This window comes from Flavimarina sp. Hel_I_48, assembly GCF_000733945.1.
Classification (GTDB): domain Bacteria; phylum Bacteroidota; class Bacteroidia; order Flavobacteriales; family Flavobacteriaceae; genus Leeuwenhoekiella.
Map to the genome: position 1 here is coordinate 3,582,546 of NZ_JPOL01000002.1, position 18,231 is coordinate 3,600,776.

The 18,231-nt window shown below is 39.7% G+C and carries 17 protein-coding genes and 1 pseudogene; 7 read left to right on the plus strand and 11 right to left on the minus strand.

Annotated features, from left to right (window positions below; all coding sequences use genetic code 11):
- Positions 1 to 29 precede the first annotated feature (29 nt).
- Positions 30 to 983: a CHAD domain-containing protein gene (locus tag P162_RS15520; protein WP_031428663.1), complete on the minus strand. Its 954-nt coding sequence runs from the start codon at positions 981 to 983 to the stop codon at positions 30 to 32.
- 253 nt (positions 984 to 1,236) lie between these two features.
- On the opposite strand from P162_RS15520, the gene P162_RS15525 reads away from it, so the two are divergent.
- Positions 1,237 to 2,217: a Gfo/Idh/MocA family protein gene (locus tag P162_RS15525; protein ID WP_031428665.1), complete on the plus strand. Its 981-nt coding sequence runs from the start codon at positions 1,237 to 1,239 to the stop codon at positions 2,215 to 2,217.
- A gap of 67 nt (positions 2,218 to 2,284) precedes the next feature.
- On the opposite strand, the pseudogene P162_RS15530 reads toward P162_RS15525, so the two are convergent.
- Positions 2,285 to 3,131 (minus strand): annotated as a pseudogene (locus tag P162_RS15530) (UDP-2,3-diacylglucosamine diphosphatase).
- 143 nt (positions 3,132 to 3,274) lie between these two features.
- Between P162_RS15530 and aroC the strand changes: the two are divergent.
- The 5 genes from aroC to P162_RS15555 all read left to right on the plus strand — a co-directional run bounded on the left by aroC (position 3,275) and on the right by P162_RS15555 (position 7,862).
- Positions 3,275 to 4,339, plus strand: a complete 1,065-nt coding sequence (aroC, locus tag P162_RS15535) for a chorismate synthase (RefSeq protein WP_031428666.1) — start codon at positions 3,275 to 3,277, stop codon at positions 4,337 to 4,339.
- Positions 4,340 to 4,416: 77 nt separating this feature from the next.
- Entirely contained in the window at positions 4,417 to 4,842 is a 426-nt protein-coding gene (locus tag P162_RS15540) for an antitoxin Xre/MbcA/ParS toxin-binding domain-containing protein (RefSeq protein WP_031428668.1), read from the plus strand.
- A gap of 8 nt (positions 4,843 to 4,850) precedes the next feature.
- A complete protein-coding gene (locus tag P162_RS15545) occupies positions 4,851 to 5,306 on the plus strand; it encodes an RES family NAD+ phosphorylase (protein WP_031428669.1) in 456 nt (151 codons plus the stop codon).
- A 161-nt stretch (positions 5,307 to 5,467) separates the two neighbouring features.
- On the plus strand, positions 5,468 to 6,916 hold the full coding sequence (locus P162_RS15550; RefSeq protein ID WP_031428671.1) for a dicarboxylate/amino acid:cation symporter: 1,449 nt from the start codon (positions 5,468 to 5,470) through the stop codon (positions 6,914 to 6,916).
- A gap of 136 nt (positions 6,917 to 7,052) precedes the next feature.
- Positions 7,053 to 7,862 (plus strand): hypothetical protein, encoded by an 810-nt coding sequence (locus tag P162_RS15555; protein ID WP_031428672.1) that lies wholly within the window; start codon positions 7,053 to 7,055, stop codon positions 7,860 to 7,862.
- On the opposite strand, the gene P162_RS15560 is transcribed toward P162_RS15555, so the two are convergent.
- The 3 genes from P162_RS15560 to P162_RS15570 are packed head-to-tail and all read right to left on the minus strand — an operon-like array spanning position 7,855 to position 11,179.
- A complete protein-coding gene (locus P162_RS15560) occupies positions 7,855 to 8,526 on the minus strand; it encodes a haloacid dehalogenase type II (RefSeq protein WP_031428673.1) in 672 nt (223 codons plus the stop codon). The two genes, P162_RS15555 and P162_RS15560, sit on opposite strands and share 8 nt — an antisense overlap.
- 31 nt (positions 8,527 to 8,557) lie before the next feature.
- A complete protein-coding gene (locus tag P162_RS15565) occupies positions 8,558 to 8,971 on the minus strand; it encodes a DCC1-like thiol-disulfide oxidoreductase family protein (RefSeq protein ID WP_031428674.1) in 414 nt (137 codons plus the stop codon).
- Positions 8,972 to 9,004: 33 nt separating this feature from the next.
- Positions 9,005 to 11,179 carry an endonuclease MutS2 gene (locus P162_RS15570; protein WP_031428675.1) on the minus strand — a complete coding sequence of 725 codons (2,175 nt, stop codon included), beginning with the start codon at positions 11,177 to 11,179 and terminating at the stop codon, positions 9,005 to 9,007.
- 61 nt (positions 11,180 to 11,240) lie between these two features.
- On the opposite strand from P162_RS15570, the gene ung reads away from it, so the two are divergent.
- Positions 11,241 to 11,906: a uracil-DNA glycosylase gene (ung, locus tag P162_RS15575; protein ID WP_031428676.1), complete on the plus strand. Its 666-nt coding sequence runs from the start codon at positions 11,241 to 11,243 to the stop codon at positions 11,904 to 11,906.
- A gap of 153 nt (positions 11,907 to 12,059) precedes the next feature.
- On the opposite strand, the gene P162_RS15580 is transcribed toward ung, so the two are convergent.
- The 6 genes from P162_RS15580 to P162_RS15605 all read right to left on the minus strand — a co-directional run bounded on the left by P162_RS15580 (position 12,060) and on the right by P162_RS15605 (position 18,159).
- A complete protein-coding gene (locus tag P162_RS15580; RefSeq protein ID WP_031428677.1) occupies positions 12,060 to 12,917 on the minus strand; it encodes a substrate-binding domain-containing protein in 858 nt (285 codons plus the stop codon).
- 3 nt (positions 12,918 to 12,920) lie between these two features.
- Positions 12,921 to 14,966, minus strand: coding sequence for a polyphosphate kinase 1 (gene ppk1, locus P162_RS15585; RefSeq protein ID WP_031428679.1), 2,046 nt, complete (start codon positions 14,964 to 14,966; stop codon positions 12,921 to 12,923).
- 71 nt (positions 14,967 to 15,037) lie between these two features.
- Entirely contained in the window at positions 15,038 to 15,910 is an 873-nt protein-coding gene (locus P162_RS15590; protein WP_031428681.1) for a nucleoside phosphorylase, read from the minus strand.
- Between the two features lie 5 nt (positions 15,911 to 15,915).
- On the minus strand, positions 15,916 to 16,848 hold the full coding sequence (locus P162_RS15595) for a DUF1835 domain-containing protein (RefSeq protein WP_031428683.1): 933 nt from the start codon (positions 16,846 to 16,848) through the stop codon (positions 15,916 to 15,918).
- 13 nt (positions 16,849 to 16,861) lie between these two features.
- Positions 16,862 to 17,194: a translation initiation factor gene (locus tag P162_RS15600; RefSeq protein ID WP_031428685.1), complete on the minus strand. Its 333-nt coding sequence runs from the start codon at positions 17,192 to 17,194 to the stop codon at positions 16,862 to 16,864.
- 8 nt (positions 17,195 to 17,202) lie between these two features.
- Entirely contained in the window at positions 17,203 to 18,159 is a 957-nt protein-coding gene (locus tag P162_RS15605; RefSeq protein ID WP_031428687.1) for an isopenicillin N synthase family dioxygenase, read from the minus strand.
- Positions 18,160 to 18,231 lie beyond the last annotated feature (72 nt).

Genomic DNA, 18,231 nt, shown 5'->3' on the forward strand with positions numbered 1-18,231 from the left:
TTTAAATTTTAAAAAATCAAGACGCTGTTTTAGCGTTCCAGTTTATCTGAAGGAAGCAATTTTTTATTCATTCCCGCTTCATGACTTTCCCAGGCTACTTCCAGTAATGCCACAAAATCCTTAGCGGATAAGTGATACAGTTTTTTGCCCAAAAGTATGGCGTGCTTTCGCAGTTGGTCGCGATGCCCTGCTATAAGTGTACCTAAAAGATAAGCACCGTCCTCCGTATCAGATTCTTTGTTGTTTTCCTCCAGGTATTCGTGCAACATGGTCAAATCCCTGTAGCTGCTCAAATATGCTGAGAGCTCATTCAATTCTTCCTGCCATGCATTGAGCACTTTTGGCCAAATGGTATTTATGGCGCCCAGCTGATATTGCAAATAGGTTATACGCTTTTTCAGTTCATGCAAATTGCTCGCAGATTTTGAATCCATTGCCTTGGTATGCGCTTTTTTTCCTCTCCTGTAAACACGTTTTATTCCAGAGCCTATGGTTTTAAAATCCAGAGAACCTTTAAAAATGCTATCCATTTTCTCACATTTAGGTTCCAGATTCTGGTACATATCCTGTAAAATGTGTTTTTCGGTAAGCGCTTTTTCTACTTCTTGATCCCGGTTTTCCTCCAGTTGAGTACGTATATCTACAAAGGCTTTTTTGTAAATACGCTCGTTATACTGCTGTTGTATGAGGTCTAAAGCTTCTATTTTTGCCTCGGCATGACGCAGTGGTGCAATCTTTCTTGCCTCATCACGATAAAATTTATTCTCACGGCCATAATTGTCATTAGTGTCCCTGACCAGGCGTAGCAAAGCGCGGTTCTTTTTTAAATGCTGTCTTACCTCGTGAATATCGCTGTGAATGTCATCTTTCTGATCTTTATTAAGCAGTTTCAATGCATTTTGACAAGTCTCCTTTGCAGAAGAAGAGAGCTGTTCACTCATCCAGTTATTCGTTGTTTTCTTATCGTTATCTTTTTTACTCATAGGTTGGTTTCTTAAATATTGAATCTTAAAAATATAAAATAAAGATTTACTTAGAGTTTCTATGTTTAGTTATCAAATCTTTAGCACTTTACGTTTAAAACCAACGCTTATTTTGCTATTTGAAGAAATATTTTTATTTAAAGTAGCTTGGAAAATTGGTCAGAAAACCACTTATTTTGTGCTAAAATTAGCCAGATATTGACTAAAAATGTCCGATTTTCATTAGTTTTAGTCAGATTGAAAAAATATTAAAATGGCTGAAAAAGATAAAATTATTTGGGGGATTTTAGGTTGCGGTGATGTTGCCGAAGTAAAAAGCGGACCAGCTTTTCAGAAATGTTCTAATTCTGAATTGCGTGCCGTTATGCGCAGAAATGCTGCCAAAGCCGAAGATTTTGCGAAAAGGCATAAGGTGCCTATCTGGTATGATGACGCAGACGATCTTTTAAATAATAAAGAGATCAATGCGGTTTATATCGCCACACCGCCATCGAGCCATTTAAAATACACCTTAAAAGCTATTGAGGCCGGGAAAGATATCTATCTTGAAAAACCCATGACCCGCACAGCAGCCGAAGCGAATGAAATCCTTACAGCACTCAATAAAAGTAAAGTAAAGTTGGTCGTGGCACATTACCGGCGGAAACTGGCAGCATTTGAAAAAGTAAAACAATTGCTTGAAAACAATGCCATAGGAACCGTTCGTTTTGCAAAAATCGAAATTTTACAGCCCTTAAAGTCTGACCTTATTGCACAAACCGATGACAACTGGCGGGTGGAGCCTGATGTTTCTGGTGGTGTCTATTTTTATGATATTGCCCCGCATGAACTGGATCTAATGGCCGATTTTTTTGGCCCAATCAAAAAAATACATGGTTTTGCCGTAAATCAAGCAGCAGATTATAAAGCCCCTGATATTGTAAACGGTGTAATTTCCTTTGAAAATGGGGTGCAATTTCAGGGAATGTGGTGTTTTAACGCTTCCGAAAAAGATAAAAAAGATCAGTGTATCATCTACGGAAGTGAAGGTACGATCACTTTTGCCTTTTACGGTAAAGAGGTGTCTTTAGACGGGATACAAGGAAAGGAAATTTTTAGTTTTGAACAGGAAGAACATGTACAACAGCCACTAATTCAGGCAACGGTAGACTACTTTATGGGAAAATCAGAAAATCCTTGTCCGCCAGAGGCCGGTCTTACCGTGATGCGAATGCTAGAGGGATTGAGCAATTAAGTTCAGTATTATATTATTTGATGTTAAAGTGTTGTTTTTAACGATTTACAAATAAATTTAGAATTTATTATTGAATATTCAGGGTTGAAAGTGTAGTCATGAGAGATACGAGAAATGCTTCCATATCCTTTGGTTTATCATACTGCTTTGAGACAACATCCTGTTCTTCGTGAACCATGAGCGACCATTTCCCATCATTATATTCGAGTGCCGATAGATTTTCGATCCAGTCACCGCTGTTGAGATAAAGGCAGGATTGCTGTTTGTAATGAAAGTTGCGTATTTGCGGTTGATGGATATGGCCACAAACAACATAATTAAAGCCATTTTCGCAAGCGAGTTGGCCAGCGGTTTCCTCAAAATCGGTGATAAAACGTACCGCTTTTTTTTACGCTGTTCTTTATTTTTTTAGAAAGGGAATATTTTGGCCTGCCCAATTTTAGTAACCACCAATTGATAAACCGATTAAAAACAATCAAAAAGTCATAACCCCAACCTCCCAATTTAGCAATCCATTTAGCGTGTTGAACAGAAGCATCAAACACATCGCCGTGAAAAAACCAGGCTTTTTTTCCGTCCAGATTCAACACAAGTTTATCAATCACCGAAATATTACCTAACGTAATTGGACTAAATTTTCTTAGTTTCTCATCATGATTACCGGTGATGTAATAAACTTTGGTTCCTTTTGTTGCCAGCGCCAATATTTTTTTGATCACCTGTAAATGGCTTTGTGGAAAATAGCTTTTTCTAAATTGCCAGATATCAATGATATCGCCGTTGAGAATAAGGATTTTAGGTTTTATGCCCTGCAGATAGTGCAACAGTTCATTAGCGTGAGAACCATACGTACCCAGATGTACATCTGAAATAACGACTATTTCTACTTTTCGTTTCAATGGCTTGGTTTTCATCAAAGAACAGCTTTCTACATTACTCCAATATTAATGGGTCATTAAATCTATGTGGAGTGGCTCTATATAAATTCATAAATGAGGTTAGAAAACGGTCATTTATTGGTCAAAAGCTGCTATTTTCGTACTAAAACTAGAAAATCATGGCAGGAAATAGCTTTGGCACATTATTTAAACTAACGACATTTGGCGAATCACATGGAGAAGCGATAGGTGGTATCATAGACGGCTGTCCGGCCGGCGTAGAACTTGACCTTGATCTTGTAGAACGTGATATGCAGCGCCGTCGCCCTGGCCAATCCTCTATAGTCACACAGCGCAAGGAACCAGATACCGTGCAGTTTTTTTCCGGTATTTTTGAAGGAAGAACCACCGGGACGCCCATAGGTTTTCATATAGTGAACACCAACCAGAAATCTAAGGATTATGGTCACATAAAGGACAGCTATAGACCCTCACATGCAGATTATACGTATGATCAAAAATATGGCGTACGGGATTACAGGGGAGGCGGGCGTTCTTCTGCCCGGGAAACTGCAAGTAGGGTAGCAGCTGGAGCGATCGCTAAACAAGTACTGAAAAATATAAAAATCAATGCTTTTGTGGATTCCGTAGGTGATATCCATATGGATACACCATATCAGGAACTTGATTTTGATAACATTGAGAGCAATGACGTGCGCTGTCCTGATTCCGTTTTTGCGGAAAAAATGATCACGCGAATAAAAGAGATCAGAAAAGAAGGAGATACCATTGGCGGGACGGTCATGTGCGTACTGCAGAATGTGCCCGTGGGCCTTGGCGAACCCGTATTTGACAAGTTACATGCAGATCTGGGCAAGGCCATGCTCTCTATCAATGCCGTAAAAGGTTTTGAATACGGAAGCGGTTTTGATGGTGCCAGGATGAAGGGGAGTGATCACAACGATCTTTTTAATAAGGATGGAAGCACAAAAACCAATATGAGCGGTGGTATACAGGGAGGTATCAGCAATGGGATGGATATATACTTTCGGGTAGCCTTTAAGCCTGTTGCCACAATTATGCAAAACCAGCCTACCATTGATAAAGAGGGCAATGAAACGGAAATGCAGGGCAAAGGCCGCCATGATCCTTGCGTGGTTCCCCGTGCCGTTCCTATTGTAGAAGCTATGGCCGCACTCGTGCTCGCTGATTATCTCTTAATCAATAAAACCTCTAAATTGTAAATCGAATTATTCGTTAAATAGGTAAAAATACTTCTAGGATAAGGAAATTTTACCTAAATTTAGGGAAATAAAAAGCTATGACAGTATCTAAAGCATATCTCATTTCAGATAAAATTCCAGATCAGGTCAATGAAACTGCCGTCCTGAGTTATTTAGAGACAGAAAAAGTGGGTATAAGCTCTCTCGATACGCTGCGCGAAATGGCATTTTTTAATGAATCGGTGATTGCAGAGTGGTTGAATATAAACGTAAAGACTCTGCGCAATTACAAAAACAAAAACACCACCATTAAAGACTATGTTCAAGAAAAAATAGTGCTTTTACTTTCCCTTTTCAAGCATGGGAAATCGGTTTTTGGGGATTATAAAATTTTCTCTGAATGGCTAGAAACAGCTAACTTTTATTTTGATAATAAAGCTCCTGCTTCATTTTTAACAACGTTTAGTGGCGTACTGTTTATTGATGACCGTCTTGCAGCCATGGAACATGGAGACAATATCTAATTCGTTTCATGGAGGTTTTTAAGATCACAGCGGCCAAATATGATCATTTACTTACCGCTTCTGGACGACCAAACCGGTGGAACAAAAAAGGTGAATTTGTTATTTACGCAGGTAGTAGCAGATCACTTTCCACATTAGAATTAATCGTTCACCGCAGTGCGATACAACCTATGGTACCCTACAGCGTAGTTGTACTTTCCATCAGTGACGATCCAGATCTATACAAAACACTTAGTCAAAATCAACTTCCTGAAAACTGGAAAAAAATCAGTGCTTATCCACAATTGCAACAGATTGGTTCTGATTGGTATAAAAAACAGGGGGGTTTGGTGCTAAAAGTTCCATCTGCTGTTATTCCTTTTGAATTTAATTATATTCTCAATACTGCTCATAGTGCATTTAAGGAAAATGTTAGACTTGTTCGCACCGAACGTTATTTTTGGGATGAACGTTTGCCACTTTAAAAAAGTTAGCTATTTTGCTGAACCAATTCAAATTTTGGCTTAAAAGGAACGATTTTTTAGCCATTAATGGCAACAATTGATATTACCCGTTACCCAACTTAACATCCCTTCGGAAATTTAAGAAGCAAAATTGCTTACCGAAGGTTCTATAAAATATGTACATGAAGAAAATAGCACTACACTGGCAGATCATTATCGGTTTATTTCTGGGTATTATCTGGGCGTTGCTTTCCAGCCAATTGGGTTGGAGTGAGTTCACCATAAACTGGATAGCTCCTTTCGGTACCATTTTTATCAATCTGCTCAAATTAATTGCGGTTCCGCTGGTGCTTTTTTCCATTATAAATGGTGTGGCAAATATAGGAGATCCCTCAAGTCTGGGCCGAATGGGGGGTAAAACCCTTCTCGCGTATTTGCTTACTACTGTTCTCGCAGTTACCGTGGGTTTACTTCTTGTAAACCTTATCAAACCCGGTAAGTTAGTAGATGAAGACAGTCGCATAGACAATCGTATAGGATATGAAGTATGGGCGGCCTCCCAGAATTTACAGATCAAAGACGGCGTGAATTACCTGCAGGATCCTGAATTTATGGAGCGTGCAAAAAAAATAACTGACTTATCCCGTGGCGAACTTAATGACGCAGCGGTAAATGATAAAGTGGCAACAGCAAATCAAGCGGAAGAATCTGGCCCGCTGCAGCCACTGGTTGATATGGTCCCAGAAAACTTTTTTCAAGCCTTAGGAGACAATGGTCTTATGCTACAGGTGATTTTCTTTGCACTGTTTTTCGGTATAAGTTTATTGTTTATTCCCACAGAAAAATCTGCCCCTGTTACGAAGGCTGTAGATGGTATTATGGAGATCTTTCTTAAAATGGTAGATATTGTGATGCGTGCAGCACCCTTTTTCGTATTCGCCCTTCTTGCAGGAGTAGTAAGTAAAATGGCAGGGAATGACGTAGGGAAGGTTCTGGAGATCTTTAAGGGACTAAGTTGGTATTCACTGACAGTGGTCATAGGCCTTGCTTCAATGATCTTTATTATTTATCCATTGATATTTAAGATTTTTGTGCGAGCGGTATCTTATTTCGGCTTTTTTAGGGCCATGGGACCTGCTCAGATGCTCGCTTTTTCAACTTCCAGTAGTGCAGCTACATTGCCGGTTACAATGGAATGTGTAGAAGATAACCTGGGTGTAGATAAGAAAATCACCAGTTTTGTCTTACCTATAGGTGCGACAGTCAATATGGACGGAACTTGCCTTTATCAAGCTGTAGCTGTAGTATTTTTAGCACAACTTCATATGATAGATCTCACCCTAGGCCAACAGCTTACGATTGTTCTGACGGCTACACTTGCCTCCATAGGATCTGCGGCGGTACCTAGCGCCGGTCTCGTTATGTTGATCATTGTCTTACAATCTGTGGGTCTCAATCCTGCCTGGATAGGTATTATTCTTCCCGTAGACCGTATTCTTGACATGATGCGCACCGTGGTCAACGTAACTGGGGATGCAACCGTTTCTTCGGTAATCGCTAAAGGGGAAGGTTTGTTTAATTATCAGGAAAACAAAAATCCTGATAAAGCTTTTGATGTAGAAGAGGATTAACAGATTATCGGATAATTTAATTGATTTATCGAAATAGTTGGTAGCCATGTATTTAGAATATAATTAATAGCTATATTCAAAATCCAAACCTACCTTTAAACCAATTTAATCTACGCATGTTCTGAAAACATAGCGTATGAAAATAATTACTTTACTACTATCCTTTTTCTTCTTTTTAAAACTATCTGCCCAGGTGGGTATAGGGACTACTGAGCCAAGTGGTGCCGCAATGCTCGAGGTGAGTAGCTCATCAAATGATGTGGATTATAAAGGATTTATGCCACCCCGGGTTTCTGTAGCTCAGCGCGACAAGATCAATGCAACTAAAGAGGATGCTGGATTAATTGTATTTGTGAACGATGCCGCTCAAGCAAATCAATGTCTTCAAATCTGGAATGGTTCTGCCTGGCAGGATATTTATTGCATAAATGATATTGGTTTTTCAAACATTGTACAAAATTTTGACAGTGGCAGAACATGGTCGTATTCATCAGACATTGCATTCTTTGATAATGGTGATGATGGGTTTTATGGTATCACAGAGCAGTCTAACCTTGATGATATCACTACGCTTACTAACAATTTTCTAGGTATTCTTGATTTAAATGATGAGGGTGATAATGGAACTACCGAATTTGCTACACTAACATTTGACCCTGTGGACATCGCTTCGCTACCCAATGGTGCCACGGTTTCCTTCAATTACGAGTTTTTTGAATTTGATGGCGGGGATGCTTGTTATTATACTATCGTCATTGATGGAGAAGATCAGGCCGAGGTATTGCTTATAGAGGGTGCTGCCGAAGGAGACGGTATTTCCTCTAATGGAATGATTTCTGAAATTATACCTGCCGGAACCTTAACCGTGGCGTTGCGCATTAGAATAAAGCAGAATGGGGCTGAAGATTCTGCAGGATTTGATAATTTTACCGTATCTGCTAATTAGTCAATAAATCAGGCAATTCCGTCAATTTTTTGATGGAATAGGTCGGTTTTTCGGCTAGCGGGTATAAGAACTTACCAGGGCGTTCTAGAAAGCATGTTTGCAATCCTGCGCGCTGCGCGCCAGTAATGTCCCAGCCGTGAGCGGCAACAAGCATGGCATTTTCTTTTTCAGTATTCATAACATTTAAAACATGCGCATAAGTCTCTGGATGTGGTTTATACTTTTGCACGGCATCAACGCTATAAATACCTTTAAATAGATGATCTATCTTGGCAAAATGCAATTGATCCTTAACCGTTCTTAAATTGCCATTAGTCAGCGCAGCGAGTTCAAAACCCTGTGCAGCCAATTGTTCCAGTCCCTCAATAACATCAGTATGTGGTGGAAGTTCCTTAATTTTCGAAAGGATATTTTCAATTTCAGTATCCTGTAAAGGTCTGTCAAACTGCTTTGACACCATTTTTAAAGTTGCCTGACCTATCTCTCCAAAATCAGCATAATTTAAGGATGTTGTTTCCACAAGCGAATAGTGCAGCAGGGTACGAAACCAAACGGAAAAGCCTGTTTCACTTTCAAGCGCCTCGTTGACTTTTTCCTTCAGCGGTTTGAGATCGAGTAAAGTCTCGTTAACGTCAAAAATCAATAATTTTGGTTTGGTGCTCATTCTTTGATTATTTAATTTGATTATAAACCAACTAGGTTAAAAACTTATCTTTTAAAGTTGGTGTGGGGATCATGCAACTTTCTTTCTTTCCGAACCAATTGTAGCGGTTTTTTGCGATAAAATCATAGACCCCATTCCTTATAAATTTAGGCAATAGCAAGAAAATGGACAATACGGGCCAGCCTCCGGATAAATCACGTGCTATATGTAGGGCTGCACTGGATTTAATAAAAGCTTTTTCCTCGGTAATTAGTATCAGGGAATCTGTTTTTTCCGGATCGATGTCAAACTTATTAAGCAATTTAATCCCCAGATCACTTGTTAATGGAGCGAACCTAAACATATCTTTTGTATCCCTTTTGATAATAAAAGTGATTGCGCTGTTGCACAAATTACAGACACCGTCAAAAAGAACTATTTTTTTATCTGGATTTTCCGTTTTCACGATTTTAACTGCTGATTATTGAACCTATTCAGGTTACTTTTTTGCTGGTTGAACCAGTTCCAATTTATCCACATCCACATTCGTTGTAAACATCCCGTAGTTTACAATTGCTTTTCCTTTCTCGATCTCATCAATGCTTCCCACTGCACGCCCATCTGGGAGGCGTACGCGGTCACCCACTTTCAAGACGACTTTCGGTTTTGCCTCCTCAGCTTTTTGCTTTTTGTACTTTTCGGTTTTTTTCTCCTGACGGATGGCTTCCACCTTCTTTTCAGCTTCCCGTTTTACAGCAGCTTCTTTTGCTTTTTCGGCACGCTTTTGCTTTGCATTTTGCTTTTTGCGTTTTGAATTTTCAATCTGAACGACTTTATAAAGTTCGTCGAGTAAGTCTTTTTTCTTTTTATTTGAATAAAACTTTTCGCTCAGGTCGTTTAATTTTTGACCTAAGTAGATCAGGCGCTGGTTGCTATCGTACAGTTCCTGATAACTTTCAAGTTTGTCCTGGATACGGGAATTGGTTTTATCCAGTTCCTGTTGTTTCTGCCGTGCTTCGTGTTCCTTTTCTTTAAGGGATGTAGTCGTTTTTGCCAGTTTACTACGTTCTTTTTGGAGGTCTGCGATACTTTTGTCAAAACGGATTTTTCCGCGTTCCACCTTTTTCTTGGAACGGTTGATCAAGGAATAAGGAATACCATTTTTTTGAGCTACTTCAAAAGTAAAGGAACTCCCTGCCTCGCCCAGATAAAGTTTGTAAAGCGGTTCAAGCGTTTTTGCATCAAATAGCATGTTTGCGTTTGAAATCGCCTCAGTCTCGTTTGCCATCATTTTAAGGTTGGCATAATGCGTTGTGATGATACCGTAACTGCCACGCTCATAAAATACTTCCAGAAACGTTTCCGCCAGTGCTCCACCAAGTTCGGGGTCACTACCGGTACCAAATTCATCAATGAGGAAAAGGGTATTTTCATCACATTTCCGCAGGAAATAATTCATATTTTTTAAGCGATAACTATAGGTGCTGAGGTGGTTTTCTATACTTTGATTATCACCTATATCCGTCAATATTTTATCGAAAAAGCAAAAACGGGAATATTCATGAACAGGGATGAGCAAACCGCTTTGCAGCATTACCTGTAGCAACCCAACGGTCTTTAAGGTAATACTTTTACCGCCCGCATTGGGACCGCTTATGACAATTATACGGTGCTTATCATCCAGACTTATATCCTGTGGAAACGTTTGCTCGCCCCTCTTTTGATTATTGAGCCAGAGTAGGGGATGGTAGGCATCCTTGAGGTGCAACTCGCGGTCTTCACTTATTTTTGGTAAGGTCGCATTGAGTTTTTTGGCATATTTGGCTTTAGCCGAAATCACATCAATGGTGCTCAGCAATCGCTGATATTCTTCCAATAACTCCTGAAAAGGGCCAATAAATGCCGTTAATTCCTTTAAAATCCGCTTGATTTCCTCATTTTCTTCATACTGAAGATTGTTGAGTTCGCGCTGGTGCTGCATGGTCGCTTCCGGCTGAATGTAAACAATGCTGCCCGTTTTGGAATTCCCCAATATCGACCCTTTTACCTTACGCCTGTGCATGGCGGTAACTGCCAAAACCCGAACATTATCTACTATAGATTCGCGTATTTCATCAAGATACCCATACCCCGAATATTGAGAAAGTGCAGCAGAAAAACTGGAATTTATCTTGCCCCGAGTATGGTTTATCGCTGTACGGGTCTGTTGCAAAAGGGGGGAAGCGTCGTCGCGTATCTCACCAAAACGGTCAACCACTTTATTGATCTCGTCTGTGATCACAGTGGTGTATTCTGTATCGCGAACCGTATTAAAGAGCGTAGGATAGATTTCCCTGAACTTCTTAAAGAAAGCAAGATGTTCATTTGCGGTAGCAGAAAGACCAGCTATTTTCCTGAAACTGCCCAGTTCTAAGGTAAAATCTTCAATTTGAAGCATTTTTAGCTCATGATCTATGGCATCAAAACCATGATTGGGAATGGGCTGCTCCTCGTATTGTGACTTTATGTATTCCTGCGTTTGATTCAGCGCAAAATGCGTTTTTGCCACAGTACGCTGAGGGGCAAGTTTTAAGGCTTTGTTTTTGCCCTTATCTGTAGTGCACAAGTCACTAACATGTGCGCAGATTGTGGGAAACTCGAGGTCTGAAAGTGTTTTTGAATGTATTTTTATCATAGCAATTGCCTAATTTTAAGGCTTAGAATCTAAATAAGATCTTTGCAAATTTACTATTTATATGAACGTTGACATACATCCAAGTTGGAAAGCCGCCCTTGAGCAGGAATTTGATAAACCTTACTTTAAATTACTTACTGATTATGTGAAGAAAGAATATACAGAGCACAAGTGTTTTCCTCCCGGAAAAAAGATATTTAGGGCTTTTGAGCTTTGTCCATTAGATGATGTGAACGTGGTTATTCTGGGTCAGGATCCTTATCATGGCGTGGGTCAGGCGAATGGTCTGTGTTTTTCGGTTGGCGAGAATGTAGCCATGCCCCCTTCTTTAATAAATATTTTCAAAGAGTTGGAAACTGATCTCAATAAACCTATACCGGCCAACGGGAGCCTGGCGCACTGGGCAAAGCAAGGCGTATTGCTACTCAATGCCACGCTGACAGTAAGAGCGCATCAGGCAGGCTCGCATCAGGGCAAGGGTTGGGAGACTTTCACAGATCATGTAATAGAGACAGTATCCAAAGAACGGGAAGATGTGGTTTTTATACTTTGGGGCGGGTATGCCAAAAAGAAACAGCGCCTCATTGATTCCAATAAGCATAAAATATTGACCAGCGGTCATCCTTCACCATTGAGTGCAAATAGGGGATATTGGTTCGGGAACAAGCATTTTTCAACTACAAATACCTTTCTAAGCTCAAAAGGTAAAGAAGAAATTAAATGGTAATTGTATGGAGATAAGATAAGTGTCTAAAATTTAAGACAGAAACATTTTTAAACGCTTTGTAGATATTGTTTACGATGGACTTTTTGACCTACGTAAACAATATCGATACAATGCTTCTAATCTTAACTATACTCACTTACTCTAGACGTAATTTTAAATAGATTTCAGGAAGAAATCTTTCTCACAGATGTTATCAACCATTTTAAGATCTAAAAGGCGCTCCTGTACTATTTTTAGTTCTTTTTCCTTTAATTGATCCTGAGACCATTCTGTTAGGGAAATCCACTTTTGAACATCCTCTAATTGCTGATCGTAGTTTTTTGCTATGGTTTTTTCGATGTCCTTTACACTTTTAAATTGTGCAGTCACAGCATTTAAAACTTTTAAAAATGTAGCTAAGTGCTGATTGTTATTTTCAATACATTCATCTGTGGCCGCAACCACAAAACTGGACCATGGCGTTGGGAAATCCCCAACTCGCTTGAAGATGCCTTTATCTACCAATGGTTTGGTAGTAAAATGTTCCCACATGAAATAATCCGCCTTTTCTTCGGCAAGTGCTTCGATTGCTTTATCTACGGTGCCTATTTCCACAAGCTCGAAAGCAGAGGTATCCCAGCCCTTTTCATGAGCCTGAACATAGGCCATAACGTGAGAACCCGAGCCTATTCGGCTTATGGCAACACGTTTTCCTTCCAGATCGTCAATGTTTTCAAAGGAGCTTTTAGCATCTACATGAATTCCCCATCGTAGGGGCGAAGACACATAATTCTGTATGATCTTTGAGGGATTGCCATTTGCGATATCCCTAATTATACCTTCCGTAAGGATAATGGCCATATCAATTTTCCCTTCCCAAAGCGCCTTGTTCATTGCACCCGTTCCATCAGGGAATTCTACCCATTGCACATCAATACCTTTCGCGCTAAAAAGTCCCTGCTCTATGGCGAGGTGAATGGGCATATTGAAATGCTCTGGCACACCTCCTAGTTTTAAAGTTTTGCTTTTCATAAGTTAGGATTGTTTTTCTTTCAAATAATCGTAGATGGCATATTGTGATCGTACTGCCGGTTCTCCCACACGCTCAGAAATATATGTATTGGTTTCTTCTTGATCCTGAATACGTGCTTTCCTGTTATCCTGTAATTGTATATTTAGTATGTCTTTCAATTCTTCAAAAAGATCAGTATCATAAATAGGCGTCAACACTTCTATACGCCTGTCTAAATTGCGGGTCATAAGATCGGCGGAGCCTATGTACAATTGCTCATCGCCACCATTGTGAAACAAATAAATACGGCCGTGTTCCAGATAACGGTCTACAATACTGGTAATAAATATATTGTCACTAACACCTTCAATCCCGGGCACCAGGCAGCTAAAACCCCTTACAATAAGCCTGATCTCAACACCGGCTTGACTAGCTGTGTATAAGAGCTCTATCATTTCTGGATCTTCAAGACTGTTCATTTTAGCCGTAATGGCTGCTTTTTTACCTCTGCGCGCATTGTCTATTTCGGTACGAATTAGCTTTTCAAAATTACGACGCGTTGTAAATGGAGATATGAGCAGGTGTTTGTTCCTAGGTATGATAAGTTCACCCTCTAGTACCTCAAAAACCCGTGAAAGTTCTTTTGTTATCTTTTTGTTTGCGGTAAAAAGGCCATGGTCTGCATAGATTTTTGAAGTTTCCCCATTAAAATTTCCAGTACCTATATAGACATAGCGTGTGATGCTACCATCCTCTTTTCGGTTGACCATTAAAATTTTTGAGTGCACTTTAATACGCGGATAGCTATAGGTGACGTTTGCTCCCGCTACTTCAAATTTTCGGCCCCAGTCAATATTGTTCTCTTCGTCAAAGCGCGCTTTTGCTTCAATAAAAATGCTTACTTTTTTACCGTTTTTTAAAGCTGTAAGCAGTGCACTGGTCAATGCAGATTCTTCCGCAACGCGGTATAACGAGATTTTAATTTCTGTGACCGCTTCATCATTTGCTGCCTCTTCCACAAATTGTTCTACATAGGAGAAAGACATGAACGGAAAATGAAGCAGATAATCTTTTTCGGCTATAGCCTGAAATAAAGAAGTTGCAGAATCTAAATCCTTGTGCGGTATAGGTGCTTTTTCCTCGTAATGTAATTTTGGGTTATTGGTGGGATCGGGGAATTTGAAAAAATCATTGAAATTGTGATAGCGACCGCCGGGCATCATGTCAATTTTGCCCAAACCAAGCAATTTCCGTAGTTTTTTTGCCTCTGGCCTTGGCATATCAGCATCATATAGCAAACGTGTAGGCTGGCCTTTTTGACGTTGCTCAAGCGATTTATAAATACGCTCTGCAAGGATACCCTCGAGCTCATCGTCAAGATAAAGTTCTGCATCACGGGAGACTTTGATCTCATAGATCCCGGTAATTTCTTCAGAAGTGAAAAAGCTGTCTTTTTTATAGCGGATGATATCATCAACAAACGTAATGAAATGGACGCCATTTCTGCTTCCCAAAGAAATAAACCTGCCAGTAGAAGCGGTAGGGATCTCAATGAAACCGATATGCTGGGAATTTTTAAAGGTAAGGCAATAATAAAGTCCCCGATCTTCCAGAAAGGGTTTCTCATCCTTTTTGAGATCAATGTTTACCACCTCAATTTCTTTTTCCAAGTGGGTCTTGAACCAAATATCCGCCAGTTTTTGCTGGGTTTCATCAAAATCTTCTGCTTGTAAAAGCAAGATGTTATTCTCCCTCAGTTCCGGAAGGATTTCCTTTTTGAATATCTGACCAAAAAGGTCTTGTTGTTCATGAACCTCTGCCAGTATTTTTTTGACCGTTTTGTTAGGGTGCAGGGCAAGTTTTTTACGAATGCTTTTCTCTACGCGTTTCATCTGTCGCAACTGAGATACACGTACCCTAAAATATTCATCTAGATTTGACGAATAAATAGCAAGAAATTTCATGCGCTCGTAGAGCGGATTGAAGGTTTTATCTTCGGCCTCTTGTAATACCCGTGCATTAAAACTGAGCCAGTTTAAATCGCGGTGCTTGAAAGGTTTTTCGGTCATGGGTAGATTTTAATCTGACCAAAAATACAAAAGCCGCTTACATCCAAAATTAAGCTTTTGTTAAAAGAAAGTTAGAGCGATTTTATACGCTCTAAGGCCGATTTTATCATAAAATCGACTGTTTTATCAGCATTTCTGCTGAAAGTTCCCAAAGTTCTATTCGCAAGAATTGCATTAATGGATATAGCGTGGTGACCCAATAGCCTTGACAAGCCATAAATACCGGAAGTTTCCATTTCCAGATTTGTGATTTTGAGCCCCTCGTACCTGAAAGAAGCAATTTTAGAATTGAGTGTGTCGTCCTGAAGTTTAGCCCGTAACATTCTGCCCTGTGGTGCGTAAAAACCAACATTCGTTGCCGTAAAGCCTATATGGTAATTCGTTTCCGTAAAATGTGTTAGTAAATTTTCATCGGCGGTAATCACATACGGCTGACTTTTTTCTACAGCCCATTTACTGTGTTCGATAAACGCGTTCTGTATTTTAGTGTTTTGAATATGTTTGCTATCATAAAACTGAAGTAAACTGTCAAAACCTATAGCAAACTGGCTAATTAGTATCGAATCAATTTCGATTTCTGGTTGTATGGCACCACTTGTACCAAGTCTAATGATTTTTAGCGACTGTAAATTCTCTTTCACACTTCGCGTATTGAAATCTATATTTACAAGGGCATCGAGCTCATTAAGGACAATGTCTATATTATCTGTACCTATGCCCGTTGAGATAACCGTAATTTCCTTGCCTTTATACGTACCGGTTTGAGCTTTAAATTCTCTTTTCTGTTTTTTTACGCGTATTGTATCAAAATGCTTCGTAACGTGTTCTACGCGATCAGGATCGCCCACGGTAATCACAATGGGTGCAAGATCTTGTGGTAAAAGATTTAAATGATAAATACTCCCATCCGCATTAAGGATGAGCTCAGAAGGAGAAAAGGGCATGTTGATTAAAGCTTGAGTAGTTGGTGGTTTTCTGGGCTATATAAGAAGTCGTACTTGTTAGTGCCTCCGTAGGTTTCATTATTTTTTAGTTCCCGGTAAAAATTATGAGTGCCATCCAGTACAAACTTACCGTTCATGTTAAGTTCTAGACCTTCCTGACCAATTTGAAAGAAGGGTCGCAATCTATCTATGACTTTGAGAATCATACTATCGCTATATCCATAATATCCCTGATAGCTAAGGGCATAACCACATAATTGATGTTCTGAAGTGATGTGTTCACGTTCTATTAAACGCAAAATATTGGTTTCCAAGGTATTTAAACCTGTATCTACATTAGGATAACGCTCTATGTGCGCTCGTATACAGCTGGAAAGATATTTGAAATTGGAACTTTTCCGAATTTCCGGCTTCAATTTACTGGGATTATTGCCGCAGTATAATTGCCAGATAAAATGCGCCATATCCAGGTCATCTTCAGAAAGTCTTATTTTATTTTTATAGTGACTTAGCAATTGTTTTTCGCTGAGGTCTGCAAGGCCGGTAAGGTCTTTTTCTCCTGGGACGCGACCGCTGCATACCAGGTACAAATTTTCTTTCTTTTTCTGTTGAATAAGATAACTGATTGCTGCAAGCATATTGATATGACAGAACAAATCAAATTCAAACCACAGGATGATTTCGTCATAGTGGTTAATAGCATCTAGCTTTTTTAATTGGCTTAAAAATTCCTGTTCGTACAACGTACTACTAACACCGTACTCTTCTTGAAGAAACTTTTTTCGCAGGGAAATAAACGTATCATTGCCCACTTGAGAAACTGTGGGACCTTCACATAACATCTCACGCCAAACTACAATTTCGCCATCCAGATGAATGTTTTCCAGACTTTCTTTCAGGCTATCACCGTTGATAATGTGAAGAATTTTATTGCTCATAATCAGAAAATTATTATCCGCCCACGCGTTTGACCTTAAACCCTTTATCCTTCAAAAATTTCATGATTTGATCGCGGTAATCGCCCTGGATTAAGATTTGCTCTTTCTTAAAACTGCCACCCACACCTAACATCGTTTTGAGTTCTTTAGCAAGGATCTTAAAATCTTCATCAGCGCCATTATACCCTTTGATAATCGTTACAGGTTTGCCTTTGCGTTTTTCATAAACACAATGTAGCGGCTCGTCCTGCATCCATATATCAAGTTTGTTTTCGTTCGTCTCATTCGTTTCTTCCGGAATTTCATGATCCGGAAAAAGATTTTTAAGTTGGTCTTTTAAATCCATTACTAGTATTACTTTTTCTCTTTTATCAGGCCTATATCCACTAGCCGCTGATGTAAAAACGCTCCCGCAGTGATATCTTCATACGCCTTAGGATGTTCTTCGTTAACGCACAGGTCTAAGCAATTTAAAGGCATCTCACTACGCGGGTGCATGAAGAATGGTATTGAATATCGTGGTGAGCTCCATTGAACTTTCGGTGGGTTTGCCACTCGATGAATGGTAGAACGAAGTTTATTATTCGTCAAACGTTCAAGCATATCGCCCACGTTGATTACCAGTTCATCATCCTGGGGAATGGCATCGATCCACTCGCCATCTTTCCGCAGTACTTGAAGTCCACCGGCAGAAGCGCCCATAAGCAGGGTAATTAGATTAATATCACCGTGTGCCCCGGCACGCACGGCACCTTTAGGCTCATCTGTAATGGGAGGGTAGTGTATAGGGCGCAGGATACTGTTTCCGTTTTTGGCCCATTTATCGAAATAAAACTCATCAAGACCTATATATAGCGCAAGTGCCCGTAGTACGTAAATACCCGTTTTCTCGAGCATTTTATAGGCTTGCATACCGGTTTCATTAAAATCCTCAAGTTCTTTTACCTGTACATTGTCTGGATATTTCTCTTTAAGATCAGCATCTGCCTCAGGCTCCTGGCCAAAGTGCCAGAACTCTTTCAGATCCCCTTCTTTCTTTCCTTTTGCATGCTCTTTTCCGAAGGAAATATAGCCTCGCTGACCATGAAGTTCCTCTATCTCATAATTTGTCTTAGTCTCTTCGGGAAGGTCAAAAAAATCTTTGATCTCACTGTATAAATGTTCTACAAGTTGATCATCAAGAAAATGGTTTTTAAGCGAAACAAATCCTATATCTTCATAGGCACTTCCTAATTCATCTATAAATTTTTGCTTTCTCTCTGGGTCGTCGCTGGTAAAATCTTTAAGATCTACGCTGGGAATGGTGTTCATAAGTTGAATATACTTTTCTGATTCAAAGGTATTAAATTTAAAAGGTATTCTTTTTCGGTATAGAAAATTATA

Bases quoted from the DNA above. Each gene is read 5' to 3' on its own strand.
- P162_RS15520 (WP_031428663.1), bottom strand. From the start codon at position 983: ATGAGTAAAAAAGATAACGATAAGAAAACAACGAATAACTGGATGAGT.
- P162_RS15525 (WP_031428665.1), top strand. From the start codon at position 1,237: ATGGCTGAAAAAGATAAAATTATTTGGGGGATTTTAGGTTGCGGTGAT.
- aroC (WP_031428666.1), top strand. From the start codon at position 3,275: ATGGCAGGAAATAGCTTTGGCACATTATTTAAACTAACGACATTTGGC.
- P162_RS15540 (WP_031428668.1), top strand. From the start codon at position 4,417: ATGACAGTATCTAAAGCATATCTCATTTCAGATAAAATTCCAGATCAG.
- P162_RS15545 (WP_031428669.1), top strand. From the start codon at position 4,851: ATGGAGGTTTTTAAGATCACAGCGGCCAAATATGATCATTTACTTACC.
- P162_RS15550 (WP_031428671.1), top strand. From the start codon at position 5,468: ATGAAGAAAATAGCACTACACTGGCAGATCATTATCGGTTTATTTCTG.
- P162_RS15555 (WP_031428672.1), top strand. From the start codon at position 7,053: ATGAAAATAATTACTTTACTACTATCCTTTTTCTTCTTTTTAAAACTA.
- P162_RS15560 (WP_031428673.1), bottom strand. From the start codon at position 8,526: ATGAGCACCAAACCAAAATTATTGATTTTTGACGTTAACGAGACTTTA.
- P162_RS15570 (WP_031428675.1), bottom strand. From the start codon at position 11,179: ATGATAAAAATACATTCAAAAACACTTTCAGACCTCGAGTTTCCCACA.
- ung (WP_031428676.1), top strand. From the start codon at position 11,241: ATGAACGTTGACATACATCCAAGTTGGAAAGCCGCCCTTGAGCAGGAA.
- P162_RS15580 (WP_031428677.1), bottom strand. From the start codon at position 12,917: ATGAAAAGCAAAACTTTAAAACTAGGAGGTGTGCCAGAGCATTTCAAT.
- ppk1 (WP_031428679.1), bottom strand. From the start codon at position 14,966: ATGACCGAAAAACCTTTCAAGCACCGCGATTTAAACTGGCTCAGTTTT.
- P162_RS15590 (WP_031428681.1), bottom strand. From the start codon at position 15,910: ATGCCCTTTTCTCCTTCTGAGCTCATCCTTAATGCGGATGGGAGTATT.
- P162_RS15595 (WP_031428683.1), bottom strand. From the start codon at position 16,848: ATGAGCAATAAAATTCTTCACATTATCAACGGTGATAGCCTGAAAGAA.
- P162_RS15600 (WP_031428685.1), bottom strand. From the start codon at position 17,194: ATGGATTTAAAAGACCAACTTAAAAATCTTTTTCCGGATCATGAAATT.
- P162_RS15605 (WP_031428687.1), bottom strand. From the start codon at position 18,159: ATGAACACCATTCCCAGCGTAGATCTTAAAGATTTTACCAGCGACGAC.